This window comes from Mesorhizobium mediterraneum, from assembly GCF_002284565.1.
Lineage (GTDB): Bacteria > Pseudomonadota > Alphaproteobacteria > Rhizobiales > Rhizobiaceae > Mesorhizobium > Mesorhizobium mediterraneum.
In genome coordinates this window covers 142065-161052 of the sequence record NZ_NPKI01000025.1, presented here as the reverse complement: position 1 = coordinate 161052, position 18988 = coordinate 142065, and the positions used below count along the sequence as shown (strand labels likewise).

Annotated in this window: 21 protein-coding genes; 12 read left to right on the top strand and 9 right to left on the bottom strand. The window is 62.3% G+C overall.

Annotation, left to right across the window (positions count from 1 at the left end; all coding sequences use genetic code 11):
- Positions 1–89: 89 nt before the first annotated feature.
- On the bottom strand, positions 90–1073 hold the full coding sequence (ubiA, locus tag CIT25_RS19960; protein WP_095486214.1) for a 4-hydroxybenzoate octaprenyltransferase: 984 nt from the start codon (positions 1071–1073) through the stop codon (positions 90–92).
- Positions 1074–1289: 216 nt separating this feature from the next.
- Here ubiA and purD point away from each other — a divergent pair, with 216 nt between their 5' ends.
- A complete protein-coding gene (gene purD, locus CIT25_RS19955) occupies positions 1290–2567 on the top strand; it encodes a phosphoribosylamine--glycine ligase (protein ID WP_095486234.1) in 1278 nt (425 codons plus the stop codon).
- A gap of 20 nt (positions 2568–2587) precedes the next feature.
- On the opposite strand, the gene CIT25_RS19950 is transcribed toward purD, so the two are convergent.
- Both CIT25_RS19950 and CIT25_RS19945 read right to left on the bottom strand, forming a co-directional pair.
- A complete protein-coding gene (locus CIT25_RS19950) occupies positions 2588–3688 on the bottom strand; it encodes a glycoside hydrolase family 25 protein (protein WP_164759238.1) in 1101 nt (366 codons plus the stop codon).
- Between the two features lie 175 nt (positions 3689–3863).
- Positions 3864–4100, bottom strand: a complete 237-nt coding sequence (locus CIT25_RS19945) for a hypothetical protein (protein WP_095486212.1) — start codon at positions 4098–4100, stop codon at positions 3864–3866.
- A 210-nt stretch (positions 4101–4310) separates the two neighbouring features.
- On the opposite strand from CIT25_RS19945, the gene CIT25_RS19940 reads away from it, so the two are divergent.
- Both CIT25_RS19940 and CIT25_RS19935 read left to right on the top strand, forming a co-directional pair.
- A complete protein-coding gene (locus CIT25_RS19940; protein WP_095486211.1) occupies positions 4311–6089 on the top strand; it encodes an acyl-CoA dehydrogenase family protein in 1779 nt (592 codons plus the stop codon).
- 33 nt (positions 6090–6122) lie between these two features.
- Positions 6123–6878 (top strand): crotonase/enoyl-CoA hydratase family protein, encoded by a 756-nt coding sequence (locus tag CIT25_RS19935; RefSeq protein ID WP_095486210.1) that lies wholly within the window; start codon positions 6123–6125, stop codon positions 6876–6878.
- A 43-nt stretch (positions 6879–6921) separates the two neighbouring features.
- Here CIT25_RS19935 and CIT25_RS19930 read toward each other — a convergent pair whose 3' ends face one another.
- The 3 genes from CIT25_RS19930 to pdxH all read right to left on the bottom strand — a co-directional run bounded on the left by CIT25_RS19930 (position 6922) and on the right by pdxH (position 8257).
- Positions 6922–7215 (bottom strand): type II toxin-antitoxin system RelE/ParE family toxin, encoded by a 294-nt coding sequence (locus CIT25_RS19930; RefSeq protein ID WP_095486209.1) that lies wholly within the window; start codon positions 7213–7215, stop codon positions 6922–6924.
- Positions 7212–7457 carry a CopG family ribbon-helix-helix protein gene (locus CIT25_RS19925; RefSeq protein WP_095486208.1) on the bottom strand — a complete coding sequence of 82 codons (246 nt, stop codon included), beginning with the start codon at positions 7455–7457 and terminating at the stop codon, positions 7212–7214. Before CIT25_RS19925 ends, CIT25_RS19930 begins: the two co-directional genes overlap by 4 nt.
- Before the next feature lie 182 nt (positions 7458–7639).
- Positions 7640–8257, bottom strand: a complete 618-nt coding sequence (pdxH, locus tag CIT25_RS19920; protein WP_095486207.1) for a pyridoxamine 5'-phosphate oxidase — start codon at positions 8255–8257, stop codon at positions 7640–7642.
- Positions 8258–8297: 40 nt separating this feature from the next.
- Here pdxH and CIT25_RS19915 point away from each other — a divergent pair, with 40 nt between their 5' ends.
- The 6 genes from CIT25_RS19915 to CIT25_RS19885 all read left to right on the top strand — a co-directional run bounded on the left by CIT25_RS19915 (position 8298) and on the right by CIT25_RS19885 (position 13346).
- Positions 8298–8771, top strand: coding sequence for an RT0821/Lpp0805 family surface protein (locus CIT25_RS19915; RefSeq protein ID WP_095486206.1), 474 nt, complete (start codon positions 8298–8300; stop codon positions 8769–8771).
- A 99-nt stretch (positions 8772–8870) separates the two neighbouring features.
- The gene (locus CIT25_RS19910) at positions 8871–9791 is read left to right on the top strand and encodes a DnaJ C-terminal domain-containing protein (protein ID WP_095486205.1); all 921 of its coding nucleotides are present in this window, start codon (positions 8871–8873) and stop codon (positions 9789–9791) included.
- Positions 9792–10176: 385 nt separating this feature from the next.
- Positions 10177–10926, top strand: a complete 750-nt coding sequence (locus CIT25_RS19900; protein ID WP_127205743.1) for a hypothetical protein — start codon at positions 10177–10179, stop codon at positions 10924–10926.
- Positions 10874–11746, top strand: coding sequence for a DUF1194 domain-containing protein (locus CIT25_RS19895; protein WP_095486202.1), 873 nt, complete (start codon positions 10874–10876; stop codon positions 11744–11746). The genes CIT25_RS19900 and CIT25_RS19895 overlap by 53 nt, the downstream gene beginning before the upstream one ends.
- Before the next feature lie 146 nt (positions 11747–11892).
- Complete coding sequence (fabI, locus tag CIT25_RS19890; RefSeq protein ID WP_095486201.1) at positions 11893–12711, top strand: enoyl-ACP reductase FabI; 819 nt, start codon at positions 11893–11895, stop codon at positions 12709–12711.
- A 47-nt stretch (positions 12712–12758) separates the two neighbouring features.
- Positions 12759–13346, top strand: coding sequence for a histidine phosphatase family protein (locus CIT25_RS19885; protein WP_095486200.1), 588 nt, complete (start codon positions 12759–12761; stop codon positions 13344–13346).
- 208 nt (positions 13347–13554) lie between these two features.
- On the opposite strand, the gene CIT25_RS19880 is transcribed toward CIT25_RS19885, so the two are convergent.
- Positions 13555–14469, bottom strand: coding sequence for a DUF1194 domain-containing protein (locus CIT25_RS19880; protein WP_158302607.1), 915 nt, complete (start codon positions 14467–14469; stop codon positions 13555–13557).
- Positions 14470–14680: 211 nt separating this feature from the next.
- Here CIT25_RS19880 and CIT25_RS19875 point away from each other — a divergent pair, with 211 nt between their 5' ends.
- The 3 genes from CIT25_RS19875 to CIT25_RS19870 all read left to right on the top strand — a co-directional run bounded on the left by CIT25_RS19875 (position 14681) and on the right by CIT25_RS19870 (position 17060).
- Entirely contained in the window at positions 14681–15781 is a 1101-nt protein-coding gene (locus CIT25_RS19875; protein WP_245329913.1) for a helix-turn-helix transcriptional regulator, read from the top strand.
- On the top strand, positions 15778–16020 hold the full coding sequence (locus CIT25_RS36365; protein ID WP_128284972.1) for a hypothetical protein: 243 nt from the start codon (positions 15778–15780) through the stop codon (positions 16018–16020). Before CIT25_RS19875 ends, CIT25_RS36365 begins: the two co-directional genes overlap by 4 nt.
- 119 nt (positions 16021–16139) lie before the next feature.
- Positions 16140–17060 carry a LysR family transcriptional regulator gene (locus CIT25_RS19870; protein WP_245329912.1) on the top strand — a complete coding sequence of 307 codons (921 nt, stop codon included), beginning with the start codon at positions 16140–16142 and terminating at the stop codon, positions 17058–17060.
- 44 nt (positions 17061–17104) lie between these two features.
- On the opposite strand, the gene CIT25_RS19865 is transcribed toward CIT25_RS19870, so the two are convergent.
- Positions 17105–18094, bottom strand: a complete 990-nt coding sequence (locus CIT25_RS19865) for an MBL fold metallo-hydrolase (RefSeq protein WP_095486196.1) — start codon at positions 18092–18094, stop codon at positions 17105–17107.
- A gap of 384 nt (positions 18095–18478) precedes the next feature.
- Complete coding sequence (locus CIT25_RS19860) at positions 18479–18742, bottom strand: DUF1344 domain-containing protein (RefSeq protein ID WP_095486233.1); 264 nt, start codon at positions 18740–18742, stop codon at positions 18479–18481.
- Between the last annotated feature and the right edge of the window lie 246 nt (positions 18743–18988).

The following is an 18988-nucleotide window of genomic DNA, read 5'->3' as shown; positions in this document are numbered from 1 at the left end:
AACGCCTCATTCCTTCCAACACCCCTCAACCGTCTCGGCGCTGCGCGCCGATCCACCTTCTCCCACAAGGGGAGAAGGGAACAGGCTCCCTAAACCAGCGGCTTCAGCGCCACCCACACAGCGCCGCCGATCAGGCCAAGGAAGACCAGCCAGCCGACCTGGTTGTTCGACCTGAACAGAAGCATGCACTGGTCCGGATCGTCGATGTCCAGCATGGCGATCTGCCTCGTCATATGGGCGCCGGCGGCGACCAGCCCAGCCAGCGCCGGCACTGGCGCCTGTGCCGACGCGAAGGCGATGGCGAAGCAGACCAGCGCCCCGCCATAGAGCCCGACGAGCCAGGCCTTGGTGTTGTCGCCGAACAGGCGTGCGGTCGAGCGCACGCCGACGATGGCGTCGTCTTCTTTGTCCTGATGCGCATAGATCGTGTCGTAGCCGATCACCCACAGGATGGAGCCGATATAGAGCATGACGGCCGGGCCATCGAGATCGCCGAACTCGACCGCCCATCCCATCAGCGCACCCCAGGAAAAGGCAAGGCCGAGAACCAGTTGCGGCCAATTGGTAAATCGCTTCATGAATGGATAAACAGCAACGATGGCAAGCGAGCAGATGCCGAGCAGGATGGCGAAGCTGTTGAATTGCAAAAGCACAGCGAGGCCGGCCAATGCCTGGATGACGAGAAACGCCCAGGCCTGCCGGCGTGTGACCTTTCCCGCCGGCAGCGGCCGCGAACGCGTGCGCTCCACCTGGTTGTCGATGTCCTGGTCGACCAGGTCGTTATAGGTGCAGCCGGCGCCGCGCATGGCGATGGCACCGATCAGGAACAGCACGAGATACCATGGCGCCGGTAGCAGCGAGAGCAGCGGGTCACCGGGGCGAGGGTAGGCGCTTGCCGCAAGGGCTGCCGACCACCAGCACGGCCACAGCAGCAACTGCCAGCCGATCGGCCGGTCCCATCGCGCAAGCTGCGCATAGGGCCACAGCCAGCGTGGCAGAATGCGGTAGACCCAGTGGCCGCTCGGCGCATCGGCGACGCGGCCCTGGGCTGCTTTCGACTGGACGGGTTCCATTGTGCTGGAGTGGCAGCAGAGGCGAACGCCGTCAAGCATCAAGCCAAATCGTCATGGCGTAAATATCGTAGGCGGCGAACCAGCCTTTCCCCCGATATCGGGCATTGATGCCCGACGTTCCCGTGCGCAATTGGTCCCAAATCATCCAAATGTCTTGACCCATCGTCCGAGGCGCAATAGCGCAGTCCTGATCGTGGAATGGCAAGGGATCTGGGCATGCGTGTTTTGTTGATCGGCTCCGGCGGCCGCGAACATGCCTTGGCCTGGAAGATTGCGGCCTCGCCGCTGCTGACGAAGCTTTACGCGGCCCCCGGCAATCCGGGCATCGGCCGCGAAGCCGAACTGGTGACGCTAGATATTGCCGATCATGCGGCGGTGGCCCGGTTCTGCATGGAGGAAAAGATCGACCTCGTCGTGGTCGGGCCGGAAGGGCCGCTGGTCGCCGGCATTGCCGACGACCTTCGCGCTGAGAACATTCGCGTCTTCGGCCCGTCCAAGGCGGCGGCGCGGCTGGAAGGCTCGAAAGGCTTCACCAAGGACCTTTGCGCGAAATATGATATCCCGACCGCCGCCTATGGCCGTTTCGGCGACCTGGCGTCGGCCAGGGCCTATGTCGAAAAGATGGGTGCGCCGATCGTCATCAAGGCCGACGGCCTCGCCGCCGGCAAGGGCGTCACCGTCGCCATGACGCTGGATGAGGCGCTGGCCGCGCTCGACGCCTGTTTCGACGGGTCTTTCGGACAGGCCGGCGCTGAGGTGGTGGTCGAGGAGTTTCTCACCGGCGAAGAGGCGAGTTTCTTCTGCCTGTGCGACGGCGCGACCGCGCTGCCGTTCGGCACCGCGCAGGACCACAAGCGTGTCGGCGACGGCGACATCGGCCCGAACACCGGCGGCATGGGCGCCTATTCGCCAGCACCGGTGATGACACCGGAGATGATCGACCGCACGATGCGCGAGATCGTCGAGCCGACCATGCGCGGCATGGCCGAACTTGGCGCGCCGTTTTCCGGCGTGCTGTTCGCCGGGCTGATGATATCAGACAAGGGGCCGAAGCTGATCGAATACAACACCCGTTTCGGCGACCCGGAATGCCAGGTGCTGATGATGCGGCTGAAGGACGATCTCTTGGTCCTCCTCAACGCTTCTGCCGATGGCCAGCTTGCACATATGTCAGCGCGCTGGCGCGACGAGGCGGCGCTCACCGTGGTGATGGCGGCCAGGGGCTATCCCGGCACGCCGGAAAAGGGCTCGGTCATCCGCGGCGTCGAAGAGGCCGCGGGCGATTGCGTCGAGATCTTTCATGCCGGCACCGCCATCAACAGCGGCGCGCTGGTCGCCAATGGCGGCCGTGTGCTCGACATCACGGCTGTCGGCGGCACCGTCGGCGGGGCGCAGAGACGAGCCTATGCCGCGCTCGACCGGATCGATTGGCCGCAAGGCTTCTGCCGCCGCGACATTGGTTGGCAGGCTGTGGCGCGCGAGCAGGTGCGCTGACCCTTCAACGGCTTTCAGATTTAGCGCAGCCCACGGTCGAACTCGGTCGATGCGGTGCTGACCGGATCGCTGGCGGCGGGCGCCGCTTCAGAGGCCGATGCAGAGCGCTTCTCCTTCCGCGTCCAGGCCACATATTCGGCAACCCCGCGCGGAAGGCGCGGCGCGGCCTTTACAAAAGGCAGTTGAAAGCTGCTGCGGAATTTGGTCCAGCGTGCGCTAAACGCGGCGGTTATTTCGGCGAAGGTCGGTGGTGCCGCCACGGTCGCGTAGGTGATGGCATTGCCGGCTAGCCCAGCCTCGCGCGAGAGAGGCACCGGTATCGAGGCGAGGTAAACCGGCTGCACGTCGATCAGGCCGCCGAAGGGCCATTGCGCGCGCAATGCGGCGGCATCCATCGGTGCGACATTGACATCGATGTCGTTGGGCGTGCCAGCCACCCGGTAAGGGCAGCGGAACCGCCCGCAATTCGCTTTTGCCGAAAACTGCCAGAGTGCGTAGCCTTGCCAGTTGCCCATCGGGAAATGCACGCCGATGTCTGGCTTGTAGCGCGCATACCAGAGCGGTAGCCGCGACAGGAGCCGGTATTTGTACTTGTTGTCGGCGATGTGCTTGGCGGTCTTGCCGTTGGTGTAGAGCACCGGAAAGCGGCCAATCCGCCGATGCACGTGGCGCACGAACTCCTCGGCATCCTCGAGCGACATCCATTTCGTGGGGTCATCATCCTCGATGTCGAGAGCAAGCAGGTCATCCGGCCCAGGCTTCGCGAAATTGATGAAATTGTTCGCCTGTCCCACGGGATTGCCGGGGCGGGCGAGATGATAAGCGCCCCATTTCAGGCCGAGCGCCTTGGCCACCACCTTGCGCGTCTGGAACAGTTCCTGCGCTACCGCATGGCGCTTCCACAGCGTCTTGCAGAGCCTTGTCTCGGTCTCGGCACCGAAACAGAAATAGGGTGGCGGCATCCCGTCGGACGCCTTGTTGATGAAGCCGACGATGCGTTTGTCGGTGGCAAGTTCAGCCCAGTCGATGGAATTGTATTCGTAGGCGTCGATCACCAGCGCCCGGTCGGTGTTCTTCCACGGCTCGGAGAAATCCGAGGCTTGTGCCGGCCCCAACGCCATTGTCATCGCGGCCGCGACGACGAGGAGTCCTAGGCGGCGAAGGGGGTGCGCCGGCGGTTTCAAACAGCAGATCCTTGCTGGCCAAAGCCTGATCCTGAACCGCCATGGTTAAGGAAATGCTTTCGGCGGCCCGCGGCGAATGCCGCAATTCTGCCGGTGGCGGCTTCGCTTGCCATCAACGGCGGGAGAGCGGCTGGATTTGGAATGGGTCGGGCGCCGGCGCTTGCGGCAGCGTTCCCTCGGCCTCGCGTTTGCGATGATGAGCCACCGAGCATTGCGGCGAACACAGAATGCCGCGATCCGACCAATAGGCGGCGCCGTCCTCGACCTTGCCCCGATAGTGCCAAAAACCTGCCGCTCGATAGGGCAGCCCGCATTCGAGACAGCGATAGGCGTCAGGTCTGGCAAGCACGGGCGGTCCGATCCGGTGTTCTTGATCCGTCGCCGGTCGAACTTGTCCGGCTTTTGCCGAATTTAGCCTGTGTCGCAGCAATTGCAAAATCTGCGTGACAAATTTTGACGTTTACGTAAAAAGAAGGTGGGAGAGGCGACCCAAAGGCGGATGGTTTTGTGTCGGCACGGATCTTAAGTTGACCTGCCGGACACAGGAGGAGCGAGCGGCATGTATCGGGCACCAGTCGAGGAAATCGCCTTCACGCTGAAGCACGTGGCCGGCCTGAAGCCGGCGCTCGACGCCGGCACCTTTGGCGACCTTGGCGAAGATCTCGTCGACGCCATTCTGGCGGAAGCCGGCCGCTTCGCCACAGAGGAGATCGCGCCGCTCTACAAGATCGGCGATGAACAAGGTGCGGTGCTGAGCGGCGCTGCCGTCACCACGCCGCCTGGCTGGAAGGCGCTTTATCGTCGCTGGATCGACGGCGGCTGGAACGCGCTATCCGCACCGGAGGAATTCGGCGGCCAGGCGCTGCCGACCATGCTGGGCGTCGCGGCGCTCGAAATGTGGAACTCCGCCGCCATGGCCTTCGGCATCGGCCCGACGCTGACCATGGGTGCGGTCGAGGCGCTCGACAAGCACGCCTCGCCGGCGCTGAAGGCCAAATACTTGGAAAAGCTCGTCTCCGGCGAATGGATGGGCACGATGAACCTGACAGAGCCGCAGGCGGGCTCGGACCTGAATGCGTTGCGTGCCCGCGCTGAGCCGGCCGGCGACGGCACCTACCGCATCTTCGGGCAAAAGATCTTCATCACCTATGGCGAGCACGATTTCACCGACAACATCATCCATTTGGTGCTGGCGCGGCTGCCGGATGCGCCGGCCGGCACGCGTGGGCTTTCGCTGTTCCTGGCGCCGAAATTCCTTGTCGGCGACGATGGCGCGTTGGGCGCGCGCAACGACGTGTTCTGCTCCGGGCTGGAGCACAAATTGGGCATCCACGCCTCGCCGACCTGCACTATGATCTATGGCGATGGTTTCGAAGGGACAGTGCCTGGCGCGATCGGCTGGCTGATCGGCGAGGAAAACAAGGGCCTCGCCTGCATGTTCACCATGATGAACAATGCGCGGCTCGCCGTCGGCATGCAGGGCGTGGCGGTCGCCGAAACGGCCACGCAAAAGGCGCTCGCCTACGCCAATGACCGCCGGCAAGGCAAGGCTGCAAGCTATGATGGCGACGGCATGGCGCCGATCGTCCATCACCCGGACGTGCAGCGCAATCTCCTGACCATGAAGGCGCTGACCCAGATTGCGCGCGCCATCAGCTATTCCTGCGCGCATGCCATCGACAACGCGCGGATATCCAGTGGCGATGAAGCCACCCACTGGCAGGAGCGCGCCAATCTGTTGACGCCGCTGGCCAAGGCCTTTGCCACCGATGTCGGCGTCGAGGTCGCCTCGCTCGGGCTGCAGGTGCATGGCGGCATGGGCTTTATCGAAGAGACGGGTGCGGCAGCACTTTATCGCGACGCGCGCATCGCGCCGATCTACGAAGGCACCAACGGCATCCAGGCGATCGACCTGGTGGCGCGCAAGCTGCCGCTTGGCGGTGGCGAGCATGTTCGTGGTTACATCGCCGAACTGAAAGCGGTCGCCAGTCAGGTGCGGACCTCAAATCTTCAGGGGTTTGGCCGCACCGCCGATGGTCTCGACAAGGCACTCGACAATGTCTGCGAAGCGACACGTTTCCTGCAAGGGCTGCTTGCCGACGGCCGTTCGGACGAGGCGCTGGCCGGTGCGACGCCATATCTGAGGCTGATCTCGCTTGCGGCGGGCGGCGCTTATCTGGCGCGCGGCGCGCTTGCCGACCAAAGCCGCATCGCCCTTTGCCGTTTCTTCGCCGAAAACCTGCTTGGCGAGGCGGGCGCGCTGAAGGAGCGCGTCATCGGCGGCGCCGAAAGCCTTGCCACTGCCAGCAAGGCACTGATTTCTGCCGGAACTTCCTGACGTTCACAAGTTCACGTCCACAAGGGGCCGACTATGACAGACCATATCCTCGTCGAGCGCCAGGGCGCCATCCAGATCATCCGCATCAACCGTCCGGAAAAGAAGAACGCGCTGACGCGCGCCATGTATGCGAGAATGTCCAAAACCCTTGCCGAAGGCGATGCCGATCCGGCGGTCCGCGTTCATGTCTTCCTCGGTGTTTCAGGGGCCTTCTCGTCCGGCAACGACCTAGCCGATTTCATGGTCGTCGCCACCGGCGGTGAGGGCGGCACCGAAGTCTGGGATTTTCTGATGGCACTGGCCAGGGCGGAAAAGCCATTGGTTTCCGGTGTCGATGGCATCGCGGTCGGCATCGGCACCACGCTCAACCTGCACTGCGACCTGACCTTCGCCACGCCGCGCACTGTGTTCCGAACACCCTTCGTCGATCTCGGCCTGGTTCCCGAGGCGGGATCGAGCTTGCTTGCGCCTGAGATTCTGGGCCGGCAAGGCGCTTTCGCGCTGCTTGGTCTCGGCGAAGGTTTTTCGGCCGAGCGGGCGAAGGCCGCCGGGCTGATCTACGCGGTGGTCGAGGAAAACGAGCTCGAAGCCTCCGTGCTGGCAGCGGCCGGCCAGATCGCAGCCAAGCCGCCGCAAGCGCTGAAGATCGCGCGCGACCTGATGCGCGGCTCGCGTGAAGACCTCGTTGCCCGCATCGGTGAGGAGAGCGAGCATTTCCGCGAGCGGCTCAAATCCGACGAGGCCCGCGCTGCCTTGATGGCCTTCATGACCAGGAAGAAAGCAGGCTGAAGGCGGTGTGGCCTGATGACGCTAGCCATGGTGTTGGGCGATTTTAGAGGGCTTGTGGCCACCGTTGGGCGGTGTGCATGACGGTGAGTATTTCGACAGTCTCGCCGTTGACGCGATAGGGTACGATATACGGAATATCAACCAAAACGAGTTCCCGCGTCGCCTTGATGCGCCCGATGCGCCCCATGGCCGGTTGCTCGGCGAGATGTTCTGCCGCCGTCACGATGCGCGCAATGACTCGGGCGGCCGCTTCGGGGTTGTCTTTCTCGATATGCGCGCCGATTTCGTCAAGCCGACGCAGCGCTCGCATGGTCCAGCGGATTCTTTTGCGGCTCATGCTCGGCGGGCGGACTTGACGTATTTTCCGACAACACCGGCTACATCACGGTCACTGGCAAAATCGCCGCGCTCAGCTTCGGCCAACCCGGCCTCTATCTCGGCGAGTTGCCATTCCTCACGGGCTACAAAGTCCTCAATGGCCTGCGCAGCCACATAGGAGCGCGAGCGGTCGAGCTTTTCGGCAAGCTGGTCAAGCCTGTTTGCGGTTTCATCCGGGACGCGCACGGTAAAAGCCGTCATGGTCTTAACTTTCGTTTGGTTCACGATGATTATTGGTGAACCAACGTGGTTCGTCAAGGATTACCGGGGTCCTCCTGGGGCCTGGTGCCCCTTACTTCAAGGCGCGCCACCCTATATCGGCGATGCCATGTTGCCGCGCGCCCAGTTCTCCCGTTGGTGAAGCTGCTTAAGGGCCACCCTTATCAGGGATAAAGCCTTGTCTTGTCCCAGCCGCCCTTGGCGTTGCGTGAAAAGACGACGCGGTCGTGCAGTCGGAAGGGCCGGTCGTGCCAGAACTCGATCGTCTGCGGCACGATACGGAAGCCAGACCAGTGTTTCGGCCGTGGGATCTCGCCGATCGCATAGCGCGCCGTGTATTCGGCAACCGCTTTTTCCAGTGCGAAGCGGCTCTCCAGCGGCCGCGATTGCTTCGACGCCCAGGCGCCGATGCGGCTGCCGCGGGGGCGCGTCGCATAATAGGCGTCCGCTTCCGCTTCGGTGACGATCTCCACCGGCCCGCGCACGCGCACCTGCCGGCGCAGCGATTTCCAGTGGAAGCACATCGCCGCCTTCATGCTGCCAAGAATCTCACGGCTCTTGGCGCTCTCGAAATTCGTATAGAAGACAAATCCGCTTTCATCGAACCCCTTGAGCAGCACCATCCGCACATTCGGCATGCCCTCGGCATCGACGGTCGCCAGCGCCACGCCGTTGGGATCGTTGATCTCACTCTTCGTCGCGTCGTCGAGCCATGCGGCAAAGAGGCGGAATGGCTCGGCAGCCTCGGTAAAGTCACCGCTTGTTAACTCAGTTTCGCTCATAGTTTTTCCAAATTCTGTTGCCGGCTGGGGAGATTGCCGATTGTCGCGTATCGCGCAACTTTTTGACAGCAGGCAATGGAGCCTTATTGCTTCGGCCAGCGCCCAGGCTGCGGTCAAGGTCGCGATCGTGCTGGTAGCCTTGTCGCTTGCCGGCTGCGGTGGCGGCGGCTTCAGTTTGGAGCAGGCGGAGGTCGACCGTACAATCCTCACCAGCAGCACCCCTGTTTCTGCCTCGCCGATCGATCAGGATCGCGCCTCGGACCAGACGACGATCCGCAACGCGGTGTCTTCCGCCGATATCCAGGAACTTGGCGGGCAGGCCGTGCCCTGGGCGAATTCCGATACCGGTTCGCGCGGCTCGATCACGGAACTGGCAGAGTCTAGGGACAACGGCCAGCTTTGCCGCCGCTTCACCGCCTCGCGCGAAAGCTTCGACGGCGTCGCGCTGTTCAAGGGCGAGGTGTGCCTGGCCGGCGCCGGCGCCTGGCGGATGCAGGACTTCAAAGCGCTCTGATTTTCCGCCATCATATGACCGCGCGCCACTGGAATTTCTTCCTATGCGAGCGCATATAGATGGCAATCGTGGACTCACTCCTTCTCCAGGGCAGGAAGCATGCGCGACCCCTATGAGGTGCTGGGCGTTGCTAAGAACGCATCGGCCAAGGACATAAAATCGGCGTACCGCAAACTCGCCAAGGAGTATCATCCGGACCAGAATCCGGATCCCAAGGCGAAGGAGCGGTTTGCCGCGGCCAACCAGGCTTACGAGATCGTCGGCGACGAGAAGAACCGTGCCGCTTTCGATCGCGGCGAGATCGACGCCGATGGCAAGCCGCGTTTCCAGGGCTTCGAAGGTGCCGCGGGCGGCGCCGATCCGTTCGCCGGCTTCCGTCGGCAGCAAGGACCGGGCGGCTCGCGCTTCGAGTTTCGCTCAAGCCGTCCGGGCGGCGATCCGTTCGACGGCAACAGCGACATCTTCAGCCAGATTTTCGGCGAGACCTTCTCTCGCGGTGCCGGCACGGGCGCCGGCCGGCAGGCGCCGTCCGGCGCCGACCTGAACGTGACGCTCGACGTCACCATCGAGGAAGCGGCGACCGCGGAGAAGGTGACCGCGATGTTCCCCGACGGACGCAAGGTCGCCGTCAAGCTGCCGGCCTATGTCGAGGACGGCCAGACCATCCGGCTGAAAGGCCAGGGCGAGCAAGGGCCGGGGCAGCCGGGCGACGCGCTGGTCAAAATCCACTTCCGCCGCCATCCGCGCTATCGTGTCGAAGGCCGCGACCTCCATGCCGACTTGGCCGTGGCACTGGCGGATGCCGTGCTGGGTGCCAAGGTGGCGGTCGAAACGCCGACCGGCAAGCTTGCGGTCAATGTCCCCGCCTGGTCGAGCTCGGACAAGGTCCTGCGGCTGAAGGGCAGGGGCCTGCCGGAAAAAGTTGGCGGTCACGGCGATCTCTACGCACATGTGCGGCTGATGCTGCCTGAAGGTGGCGACAGCGATCTCGAAGCGCTGATGCGCAACCGAAAACGCTAGCTTGGCGCGTCAAAGGCGGGCTGCGCCGCAAACGCTCCTGTCTCTCACCTGTCCGTTTTGATCGATTGCAGGACTCAGCCGCATTCCGCGACATCGCTCGATGACGAACGCCCGCCCGGAACATGGCCGGCTCGCGCCAGGCGGGTCAGTCGCTCGTCGCCGACAGCGTTTTCTTTTGCGCGGGCGGAATAAACCCGCGGCCGCCCCGTTTCCAGACCATGCCGGAGGCCGATGAAGTCGCGGTCAAAAACCGCCAGGACCGAGCTCAGCCGAGCGGGCTGAACGTCGAGGGGCGGTCCAAGAGCACGTCTTGCCCCAATCTGGATCTTTTGGTTGACTAACGAAATTGTCCGTCAAACGAGTAGCAACGAAGGAGCGCGTCGGATTGCTGGGTCATGCGTTATCGAGTTTGGAAAGTGCGTTCGGGGAAATCCGGGCGATGCATCGAAACGACAGGCTCAGCAGGGTTTTCGCGCTGATAGTAATATGCCTGAATATCTTCGTCATCACCGTTCCATTCGCGATCGAGGCGCTTCGATCTGTCGGAATTTCACGCTACGATCTGCCTGCGCGTCTTAACATCAGCAGGGATGGATCGCTGCCCGAGATGTTCAACTACGGGCAGGCCGCGCTTTGCGCCCTGTTTCTGTTCGGCATCTGGCTTCGAACCAGGGAGCATATGTTTCTTGCCTGGTCGCTGATTTTTAGTTTTGTGACGCTCGACGACGCCACCCGTTTCCATGAGCGCGGCGGCCTGCTGTTGGCAGCGACATTCGACCTCGTTTCGCTGCCGGGCATGCGGGCTCGCGACACCGGAGAAATCATCACCTGGTCGGTGGTCGCGCTCGGCCTGCTGGCGCCGCTGTTGTGGTCATTCCGCCAAAGCAGACCCAGGCAACAAGCCCTCGGATCGGTGTTTTTGCTGCTGTTCGCGTGTCTTGTCGGCTTTGCCGTGGTGGTGGACATGCTGCACTTCCTGACGGGCTCGAAGCTCGTTGGTTACGCGGAAGACGGCGGCGAGATGCTGTCGATTGCCGTCGCCTGTTGCTGTGCGTTCATCCTCTATCGCGGGCTGGGGCGTGATGCGGATCTTCAGGCAATGGATCCGAGCCTGCCGTTCTCGAAGCGGACATAACCGAATTGCTGAAACGGCCGCGCGAACAGGAGGAATAAGTTTGGCTCCGGCCCGTTACCCCCGGGAACATTCCTGGAGGGCCAATGCTGTCGCACCTGTTTCCGTCCGTTCCAACGCGCAGGTTCTGCGCCGTTCAGAACACCAGGAGGTGAAGCCGAAGCCTGCTATGCCGGCGAAACCTTGCCGCTGGCGCGCCCTATATCTCGCCCTGCCATTGATGGTCTTCCTGTGCGGCACGTCGCCAGCGGCCAAGGCGGTCGTGCCGGGCACCGACGCCAATGTCGTCACAGCAATCGACGTATCGGACTCGATCAGCCGATATGAGGAATGGCTCCAGCAGACCGGGCTCGTGCGGGCGCTCGTCCACCCCGACTTCCTGCGCGCCGCCACCGCCGGCCCGCGGCGTCGGATCGGGTTCGCGTCTTCACATGGTCAAGCGATGGCAAGTTCGACCTGTTGGCGCTGGACCGTCATCGGCTCGGCCGAGGACGCCGCGCGCGTGTCTCAGGCGCTCGCTTCGGTGACGCTCATCGACCGGACCCATTACGGAGGCGGCGATATGGAGCAAGACCGCGACGGCGACGCTGATCCCGCGGCGATGCACGATCGTCTGACAGACATGTCGGAGGCGATCGACTTTGCTTCGCTTCTGTTGACGTCATCGCCGCACGCGACGGAGCGCGCGGTCATGAACATCTGCGCCAACGGAACCGACAATTTCGCGGGCGGAACAGAATCCTCGCGAGACGCGGCGCTGGAACTACTCTTGCAGAACTGCTGCATGGCATGGCGTGCCGTCTTTTCGTCAATTTTCGCTTGAGCACGCCACAAGCGCTTCGCCCAGGCAATCGATCCTCCGGGCCGGAAGGTCAGGTGGGCGGGCACTGTCCGTTTTTGAGCGCTTGAAGGGACTCTGTGCCTGTGCGATAGGCACTCCACAAAGCAGAAATTGCGGAGAGCGCTCACATGGCGGGTGGACAAGGCATTATGGCCGGCAAGCGCGGGCTTGTGCTTGGCGTCGCGAACAATCGGTCGATCGCCTTCGGCATAGCCAAGGCCTGCGTCGACCACGGCGCCGAGATCGCGTTGACCTATCAGGGCGAGGCGTTCAAGAAGCGCGTCGAGCCGCTGGCGGCGGAACTCAACGCCCATGTCGCCGGCCATTGCGACGTCACCGATCCGGCAACGCTCGATGCGGTCTTCGACGACATCGCCAAGCATTGGGGCAAGCTCGATTTCCTCGTCCACGCCATCGCCTTTTCCGATAAGGACGAGCTGACGGGCCGCTATGTCGAGACGACGCGTGACAATTTCCTGCGCACTATGGACATTTCGGTGTTTTCTTTCACCACCATCGCCAAGCGCGCCGAGGCGCTGATGACCGATGGCGGCTCGCTGCTGACATTGACCTATTACGGCGCGGAAAAAGTGATGCCGCACTACAACGTCATGGGTGTCGCCAAGGCAGCGCTCGAAGCCAGCGTGCGCTATCTGGCGGTCGACCTCGGCGGGAAGAAGATCCGCGTCAACGCCATCTCCGCCGGTCCGATCAAGACGCTCGCCGCCTCCGGCATCGGCGATTTTCGCTACATACTGAAGTGGAATGAATACAATTCACCGCTGAAGCAGACGGTGACGCAGGAGGAAGTCGGCGATTCAGCGGTCTATTTCCTGTCCAACCTTTCACGCGGCGTCACCGGCGAGATCCACCATGTCGATTCCGGCTATCACGTCGTTGGCATGAAGGCGGTCGACGCGCCTGATATTTCGACCGTCAAGGAATAGACTCTCCTCGAACTCTCCCGCTTCCCGCCTACTCCCCGGATGACCTGATGTATCCGCTCGTCTACATCGCGCGCCACGGCCAGACGGAGTGGAACGCCGAGGCCCGGCTGCAAGGACAGGCCGACACCGACCTCAACGCGCTCGGCCGCGAGCAGGCGACCCGCAACGGTCTTCGGCTGGGCGAATTCGTTCATAACCCTGGAGATTTCGACTTTGTCGCCAGCCCGATGCGGCGGACGCGCGAGACCATGGAGCGCATCCGCGCTGCGATGAAGCTCGATCCGCAAGCTTACCGCACCGATCCTCGCCTTGTCGAAATGAGTTTCGGCGACTGGCAGGGTTTCACCTTTCCCGAACTCGAGGCCCGGCATTTGGGCTCGGCCAGGGAGAGGCGCTTCGACAAATGGAATTTCCTGCCGCCCGGCGAGGGCGCCGAAAGCTATCAAATGCTGCTCGAACGGATAAAGCCGTGGTTCGACGCGCTGGACCGCCAGACGGTCTGCGTGACCCATGGCGGCGTCGTGCGGGCCCTGTTCCGCATGGTGCTGGGAATGCCCGAGAAAGAAGCCGCAAACCTGGATGTGCCGCAGGATCGCTTGCTCAGGCTAGAAGGACGACGCCTGGAGTGGCTCTAAGGGGCGAAATCCAATCATTCGGAACGACCGGGGTTTTACTCCTTCTCGGACATTGATGCCAAGTCGGGGACGACGGAAAGTTGACCCGAAGCAGCCCATTGCCAAGCCAGAATGCCGTCTCAAATGCCGCCATTCTGGGGAAACCGCCGGCGGCGGTTGGTACGGCCTTTGCAAAGGGGGATGCGGTCCCGCTCTGCAATGTCTCAGATCAAGGCCGCCAGGCAAACTTGACATCCTGCACGTGCTCAAGCCGATTGTGCGACAAACCGGCAATCTCCGTGACGATCTTGCGGCGGAGGACAGGAAAATAGTCGTCTATCGTACGAGCTGTAGTCGCGAAGCTGTTGGGACCGCCGGTAACGTGGCTGTAGAGATAATCGGTTGGGTGCTGCCACGCTCCTTCGTCTGGGTCGAGGCTGGCGGCTAGGTCCCTAAGTGGTAGCACCGGCGCGGGGATGGCAAGCGCATTGATGATGTGGCCCATGGCCAAGGCATGGTCCCGCGCGGCCTCTGGCGCAGGACCATCATTATTGGGTCCATTCGCTGAGATGTCGATAATCGTGCGGTCGGGTGTGGCGGGGCAGTGGGCCAGGCTCTGAGAGGCGTAGGAAATGGCCCAGCTGAGGCCGGTGTGGCCAAGGCGGTCCTGACCGGGCCGGTTGCCCATATCTCGAATAACGTCAGCTGCCTCTCGTGCGCCGCGCGCATTCTCTATGATGCGCCAAGGCAATATGGTGTGGGCGGTACGATGGCTAGACCACTCGACATAGGTAACGGCGATCCGCCCAGTGCGGGTCACGGCTATGGCGGACACAACGTCGGGATGACTCAACGCCTGGGCGTGACCCTCACGCTGCATATGGGCTGTGCCATCAGCGATGCTGGCCGATATATCGCCGGCCAGGACGAGGCACACGTCAACCGCGGCGTCGGCCTTCTGCGCGCGGACGGATGCAGCTGGGATAAAGAAGCTCGTGCAGATGATAAGGGTGCGCGCGAATGCGCCCAAGTGTTTTGGTGCGACTGCGGGGCTCGCCATTGGGGCGTGGAGAGTTCCGTTGTTGGGGGCAATGACGCCATTGATGTGGATGGTGCGTCCGCCGTGCGTTGCAATTTCAGCCACCGATCCCCCCATTCCCAAAGACGCTTTTCGACCCAGCGACGTTCGCCCGGCTCCCAAAGGCTGTTCTTATAGAAATCCAAATTCTGCGCATGCCCCAACCGGGTCAGACGAGGTACTAGTCCTGCGTATCAGGTGCCCCTCGGCCGCGGACGACTGGAAGTTTCAAGTTAGCTAATATAAGGTCCGATTTCTTCTCGGATGCGGGATGGAGATGGGCGCGTTCGATCTCGACGCAGTGGGCAATGCCATAGCCGAAGCGGCGGCCGACCCGACGCGCTGGGACGCTGCAATGGACGTGGCTGCGGACGCCACTGGAAGCTTTGGCGCAATGCTATTCGACGCGAAAGGGCATCTCCCCGGCATACCGAAAAGTCGCCGAATGGGTCCATCGCTCGAGACATACATCAAGGATGGCTGGATCGACCGGGACGACCGATACAACCTGTTGCCTCTGTTGGTTCGCAGAGGAGCCGTCAGCGAGCTTGACGTCCTGACGCCCGAGGAAATCGTCAGGCATCCCTACTATCAGGAATTTCTCGCGCCATTCGGTCTGCGGTGGTTTGCGGGTGTGAAGGTTGCGGCAGGCGATGACCTCTGGTGCCTGTCGATCCAGAGGTCGATCCAGCAAGGCCCTTTTTCGCCATCAGAGATGCAGAGCTTTGCCGACTTCTCAAGACAGTTGGGTTCCGCGGCCGCGTTCGCGAGAATGCTGAGCTTCGCGCGGGCCGAAGGCGCGATGGATGCATTCAGCGCAAGCGGCACGCCTGCGGTGATGCTTGACCGGAACGCCGCCGTGATCCTGGTGAACGAACCTGCAGAGAGGCTATTCGGTCGAGACCTTTGGGTGACCGGCCGCCATTTGGCGTGTGCCGACAAGAACGCCACCGATGCCCTCAAGTGCGCATTTCATGTGCTGCTGCGAAATCCGACCCCGCCAGCAATGGCGAACCCCGTCTCGCTGCCCCGCCTCGGAGGCAGACCTCTGCTAGCCTACCCCATGCGCCTGCCAAGAATTACCACGAACGCCTTTGCATCCTGTCAGATAGTTATCTGCTTTGTCGATCCGGACATTTATCCTCAACCGTCGGAGATTGCCTTGCGGACTTGCTTCGGGCTGACCCCTGCCGAGGCGCGACTGGCTCGCCGGATTTCATCGGGCGCAGAGTTGAAGGCCGTCGCGGATGACCTGGGGGTCTCCTACGAAACCGCCAGGAATCAGCTGAAAGCCGTCTTCGCCAAAACCGACACCCATCGCCAGCCGGAACTGGTCGCGTTGCTCGCGAGAATAGCGAGTACAGCTCAAACTGAATGACCGGAAACACGGGCCTGTGCCCAAAGGCCGGACGGGTCAATCATCTGCGGGGCAGCGATAGCCGGTCGCCGCCGATCGCTCCGAGTATTGAAGCAGAACGATATGAAGGTCACACACCCAAGGCATTGCTGCAAATGCTGGGGGATCCCGACAGGGACAAAGCCGGGCGGGTTCTTCAGGCGATGTGCGAGATGAAGAAGATCATCATCGTGGACCTCGAGCGCGCTTACCGGGGCTAACGAACTCGCAGGCCGGTCAAAAAGCAGAGGAGGGCAGCGCTTTGCCTATAAGCCAACAGTGCGATACGAGGAGTCCCTGCAGTGGGTCCATGCTGCTTTAACCTGAGGGACGAGCTCAATTGCGCGAACGTATGCTCGAGATCGACGGCGGGCTGCTCCTAACGCTCGATGCTCTTCTGAAGGAACGGAACGTCACCCATGCCGCAGCTCGGCTCGGCATCACGCAGCCCGCTCTGTCCGCTCGTTTGCTTCGGTTGCGGCAGTTGTTTGGCGACCAACTCCTGATCCCGGCATCATCCGGCCGCGGGATGGTGCCGACACCGCACGCCGCCGCGCTCCAGCCCGAACTCGCCAAGCTGATCGAGCGATTGCGCGAGTTCGCCAACGTGGCGCAGTTCTTCGACCCCGCCACCAGCCGCCGCGTCTTCCGGATCGCCGCAACGGACAATCCGGCGGCCATCCTCGCACCGGAGCTCATCCCTTTCCTGAAGGCGAAGGCACCTCACATCCGCCTCGCTTTTGTGCTTCCGGACAAAGCCCGGATCGCCGCTCACCTAGAGCAGGGTGACATCGATCTCTTCATCGGCGCGGCCGAGGACGTAGCGGGTGGACTGATCGGAAGGACACTGTTCGACGAAGCGTTCGTCACGGCACAGCGCAAGGATCATCCAAGGGGTAGCAAGCCCTTCGATCTGGATGAGTTCTGCTCGCTTGACCACCTCCTGATCTCGACCAGCGGAGGCAGCTTCTCCGGCATGATCGACGAGGCGCTGGCTACTATCGGACGTGAGCGCCGGGTCTCTGTCTCTATCCAAAGCTATGCGCTTGCCCCTTTGGTGCTGATGGGCAGCGACTGCATCTGCACCCTGCCGCGCCGTTTCCTGCAGCGTTTCACCACGTCGCTCGATCTCTTCGAGCCTCCCCTGGCCCTCGCCAAGTTCCAGATGTCCGCCTTCTGGCATCAGCGCATGAGCGGCGATCCCGCTCATGGCTGGCTACGTGAACAGGTGTTTCAGACGGCGCGGGCCCAAGGCCGCTGAGCGGGCCTGGTGATCGCTCGCCCCTTGCAGCCTCGGCCCTGAGTCTACTGCCCTTGGCTTTCTTCACGGTTCCGGTATTCGGCCGGGTGCCAGGTGAACGAGCCGCCGCCCTCGGCGCGGATGTGCCCGACGCCGGGGAACGGGAGGTGAGGCGCGGCAACGAGTTGGCGAGCGTCCGCGAAGGCCGAAAAGGTCTTCTGCCGCTCGGCCGCCGCCTCTCCTGGGTTCACGTCATATACGATGGTGATAGCTGGATCGGGAAACTGCACGGCCGCAACGTGGATGACGTCGCCGATAAATGCGATCGAATGCCCTTTGCTTGATACCGTGAAGAAGGCACTGCCCGGCGTGTGACCGGGATGCAGCGTCGCCACGATTCCCGGGAGGATTGTTTCGTCGTCGGAGAACGCCCTGACCTTGCCCGCCCGCTGATAGACGCCGATCGTCTTTTCGGCTTCGTCGAAGTACTGGCGGGCGTAGCCTGTCCTTTCCGAGTTCGACGCGTCCAGGAAGAAGGTGAGATCGGGTGCTCCGACGTGAACCGTTGCATTGACGAAGACAGGCTTGCCGTCGGCGACAAGGCCACCCGTATGGTCGGTGTGGATATGAGTGATGAGGATGTCGGTGATGTCCTGCGGCATGACACCGATACTGGCGAGGCTGTCGCGCAGCTTCCCACCGTTGCCTGGCCCGAAGAGTTGCCCCGAACCCGTGTCGACAAGGATGAGCCGCTCGCCGTCCCGGATCAGGAAGGCGTTGATGGAAGCTTCCACCGGGTTGGACAGGAACGCGTGGTTGAGGTGCTCGTCCACCTCCGCAGGTGACGTCCCTGTCAGGAGAGCGTGCAGGTCCTGCCGAACGGTGCCGTCGGACAAAGCAATGATGCCGAGCTCGCCCAGCGGAAACGCGTAAGTGTCAGTGGTTTGCGAGTAAGCGGCAGTGGCGCTAGGGGCCGCGCTTTCGGACAAAGCCGGCACCGCCGTGCCGAGCAGCAAGCTTATTGCGGTCGAGGCGAGAAGGATACGGAAGGTCATGATTGTTGAGGTCCTGGTCAGTTGTGGTTGTCGGTGGACCTTGGTTACGGGTTGTGCGCTTCGGATTGAAATTCGATAGCTGGATCGGACCTATCGACGAGCCTTATACCTCTCGAAGCGGAAGCACCGGGGAGATTGGTCGCGTGGATGCCTTCTGCCGGCGCACGATCACTGAAGCGAGAATGGTGGGCAAGTTGAACCGGACGCTGCTCGGTTGGGCGAACTACTTCTCAGTAGGAGTGCCGGCAAGGCGTATCGTGCACTCGACAGCTACACCGCAGTGCGGTGCGCCGTGGTTGAGCTTCAAACAAGGGAAGGCGAAACAAAGGCGGGTTTAGCCAGGACTTCATCCGCGCCTTTGGGGATGGGGCAGCCGGAAACGTTCTATTCGGTTGAATCGCTGTCCGGCAATTGCATGTCGGTGATGATGTTCTCGCCGTTTGTCTCGTCATAGGCGATCACGATATCCATGCCGGGTTTCAGCGCCTCGAGATCGGTTTCGGCATTCAGCTTGTAGGATTTGCCGTCGTCGAGTGTCAGGGTCAACGTGTCCTTGTCGACTTCTTTGATCAAGCCTTCGGTCTGGCCGGCGAAGGCGGCGGTGGAAATCAGCAATGTGGCGGCAACGGCGCCGATCAGGATACGCATCATCGTCCTCTTATCATTGCGCCGGCACGGTTGCGGCGGGTGTTCAACGGGCAGATGGAGCTGACCAGAAACCAACCGAATGTGTCAAAACTAAATCCGCCGGATCACAGTTTGACCACCGCGGAAAACGCCAATAGAACGCAGACTACAGCACCGCGCGTCCTGACGCGCAAAGGACGCTGTAGCACTTTTGATTTTGCGCAGGATCCTTTCTGAAAGTCGCTCCGATTTTCAGGGTTATGCGCA